The organism is Bacillus sp. AY2-1 (assembly GCF_008368965.1).
In the GTDB taxonomy this organism is placed as follows: domain Bacteria; phylum Bacillota; class Bacilli; order Bacillales; family Bacillaceae_G; genus Bacillus_A; species Bacillus_A thuringiensis_S.
Genome location: NZ_QPEL01000219.1, coordinates 1 through 3,088, shown reverse-complemented (window position 1 = coordinate 3,088; position 3,088 = coordinate 1). Strand labels below are relative to the sequence as shown.

Sequence of the window (3,088 nt, the reverse complement as noted above, 5' to 3'; positions counted from 1 at the left end):
TTTAATTCTTTTTCAATTACCTTTAATAAATCTCTCGCACCTTCTTCATGAATCGTTAAATCTGCATTGCGTGTAATACGGAAACGAGTAACAGATGATACTGTATATCCCGTAAATAATTTATGAGTAAAGCTACTAATTACGTCTTCTAATAAAATAAATTTATGCTTTTGCCCTTCGCTCGGTAAAAATATGAAGCGCTCAAGTAATGAAGGAACTTGTACAATTCCTAGCTTCGTCCGATTCTCTTCCTCCGCTTGCTTCTCATCATATAAAAGAGTAGCTAAATTCAAACTTTTATTTAATAACATTGGAAATGGGCGATATGCATCAATAGCTACAGGGGTTAACACCGGAAAAATTTGCTCATCAAAATACTCTTCTATAAATTCTCGCTGCTCTTTCGTCAAATCATGGAATGTTAAACGTTCAATTCCCTCTAACTCAAGCGCTGGCAATACATAATTTTTAAATGTATCATATTGTACTGTCATTAGTTCATGGGCTTTTATCGCAATTTTATTTAGTTGCTTTTTTGGTGTTAAGCCAGCTTTATTTTCTGGCTGATTAAATCCAGCACTCACTTGATCCTTTAATCCCGCTACACGTACCATAAAGAATTCATCTAAATTCGAACTAAAAATACTAATAAATTTCAATCTTTCCAAAAGTGGATTTTTTCCATCTTGCGCTTCTTGTAGTACACGTTCATTAAATGCTAGCCAGCTTAACTCTCGATTATTGTAATAAGCTGTATCATTTAAATTTACTGCATTCCCCTTCGATAATTCCATTCTCTTCACACTTCCCCTTGAAACTTTTTTACTATAATTTAGTTAATTTTATTTTATCAAATTACAATATTACAAAGTGTAAATTTTTCGTAAAGACATCCGTACGACCTAATGTTTTAGTTCAAATAACAAGTTAATATTCGTTTTTAATACTCTTTCTAACTGTTTTTTTTGTTTTTCAGCTTGCACTTTTTCTGCTAATGCAGACTGTTCACATAAAACTTTAAACGTTAATGCCTCTTTGCTTTCTGTTATAGATATGGTTTCAACAAGCGATCGTTGCCTTGCATTTAAAGCAGCTGAAAATTGTAAAACAGCTCCTAATAGACGGATTTTTTTTTGTTCACTTTTATCAAACCAACCTTCAAATGGAGATAAATGTTGTTTAAATAGCATTTTTGATTTATAAGATGCAATAAGCGCTAACCTCACTCTATCTTTATGCATCATGCCATCAATTGTCTTATTCGCCAATAAATAAAACGTATGTAAACGGCTCGCTTCTTCGTCTATATATTTGCCTATATTAAATACTTTCGCTGCTTGATGGAATACTTCCCAGTCTTTTACTGACATAGAAATAAGCCCTATTTCCTCAAGTTGTTTGCAAATTAGTCTTCCATGTTTAATAAGTTGAATAACAAATTCCATGTCCATTTCGTATTCATGTGATAGTAAATGCAAACTTTCTTCAACTACGTTCGGATAATATGAAATCCCCAAATCTTTTGTCAACTCTTCATAGAAAACACCTTCTCTTAATCCTTTTCTACTTAATACAAATGCCGGTGCCTCTATAACATTAACAAGTGTATGAAATACTTCAACCGCTGGAATAATCGTATCCGCTCGATCTTTTGCCAATCCTTCCAATTTCTGAAGTTCTATGAACGACAATTTTTCCAACTCATCTTTTACATTTTCAATATCTTCTTCTTTCATCTTGTATAAATGTAATCCTGCTATAGGATAACATATTAAATTTTGATGGATTTTTACTAAGTTCCTCGCACTACCACCAATTGCAATAAGAGGCAATTTCTTATTGATGAACCATGGTAACGTTTGAAATTGAAATTCTAAATACTGTTGCATTCCCTCTAACTCATCTTTAGTAGGAATATCACCTTTAATAAATTGTTGCTTTAAAGAAAGTGCCCCAAAAGGAAAACTATGGTACTCTAAAATCTCTCTATTTCTAAAGTATGTAACTTCCGTACTTCCCCCACCAATATCTACCGTTATTCCTTCTGAAAACGATGTAGAATTCATAACCGCCAAGTATCCGTAACGCGCTTCCTCATATTCTGATAATACTCTAAGAGTAAAGTCCGTTTGTCCTTCAATAAGCTTTTTAATTTCCTCTTGATTCTCAGACTGTCTAATTGTTGCTGTTGCAACACAAAGTACATGATGCAACTGATGGAACCTTGTACTTTCTTGAAATTGAAATAATGTCTGTAATAATACTTCTATTCCCTCTTCATTCAACACACCATCAATTAAGTAATTCCTTAACCTAGCAACCACTTTCGTATTTTCAATCTCTTTATAAAAACCTCCATTTTGCTTTTCATAAATAACTAAACGCATTGTATTAGATCCAATATCTATAATGGCATACTGTTGTTTTAATATTTCTTTCAAACTTCTCACTCTTTCATTATCAAATTTCAAAAACATATTCTATTACTATTATACAAAATAGTTGTTTTTTGTAACAATATTGCTTTAATATTGAAAATATATACAATCACTTTTTGCATATAATAAAAACCTATTTTATTTATGCTATAATAATGAAAAATTGAAAGGAGATTCAATATGAAACCTTCACAACCACAATCTCAATTACAAAACCAACATTCTATTAATCGACTAGCTCAATCTATTTTCGTTGTGAATCGTCATGCTAAAGCAGCTACTAATCCTAAATATTTATACTGGTTAAAAAAGACAGCTTTAGAGCGTTTGATTGCTGAAAAAAAAGCAATTAAAGAAGGATTACATTTTTCTAGAAACCCACGTTTTAGCCAACAACAATCTGATGTCCTTATACGTTTAGGCGATTATTTTTTCCACATCCCTCCTACGAAAGAAGATTTTCGAATTCTACCGCATCTTGGTCATCTTGAATCCTCCTATCGAAATCCGAAAACAACCTTATCTTTAACAGTAGCAAAAAAAACACTTCAAGATTATATTGGGCCTGAAGCATTGAAACAAGAAAAAAAATTAAGTGAACCGGTTCCATGGTATAGTCGTACTTATACAAAAAAATAAAACAGTTTGGC

Annotated in this window: 2 protein-coding genes and 1 pseudogene; 1 reads left to right on the top strand and 2 read right to left on the bottom strand. The window is 32.0% G+C overall.

From position 1 onward, the window contains the following. A pseudogene (locus DN403_RS29120) lies at positions 1–794 on the bottom strand (polyphosphate kinase); the annotation flags it as partial. A 108-nt stretch (positions 795–902) separates the two neighbouring features. Next, positions 903–2,477 carry a Ppx/GppA family phosphatase gene (locus tag DN403_RS29115; RefSeq protein ID WP_052658738.1) on the bottom strand — a complete coding sequence of 525 codons (1,575 nt, stop codon included), beginning with the start codon at positions 2,475–2,477 and terminating at the stop codon, positions 903–905. 141 nt (positions 2,478–2,618) lie between these two features. On the opposite strand from DN403_RS29115, the gene DN403_RS29110 reads away from it, so the two are divergent. Continuing rightward, complete coding sequence (locus DN403_RS29110) at positions 2,619–3,077, top strand: YkyB family protein (RefSeq protein WP_000804864.1); 459 nt, start codon at positions 2,619–2,621, stop codon at positions 3,075–3,077. Positions 3,078–3,088: the final 11 nt, after the last annotated feature.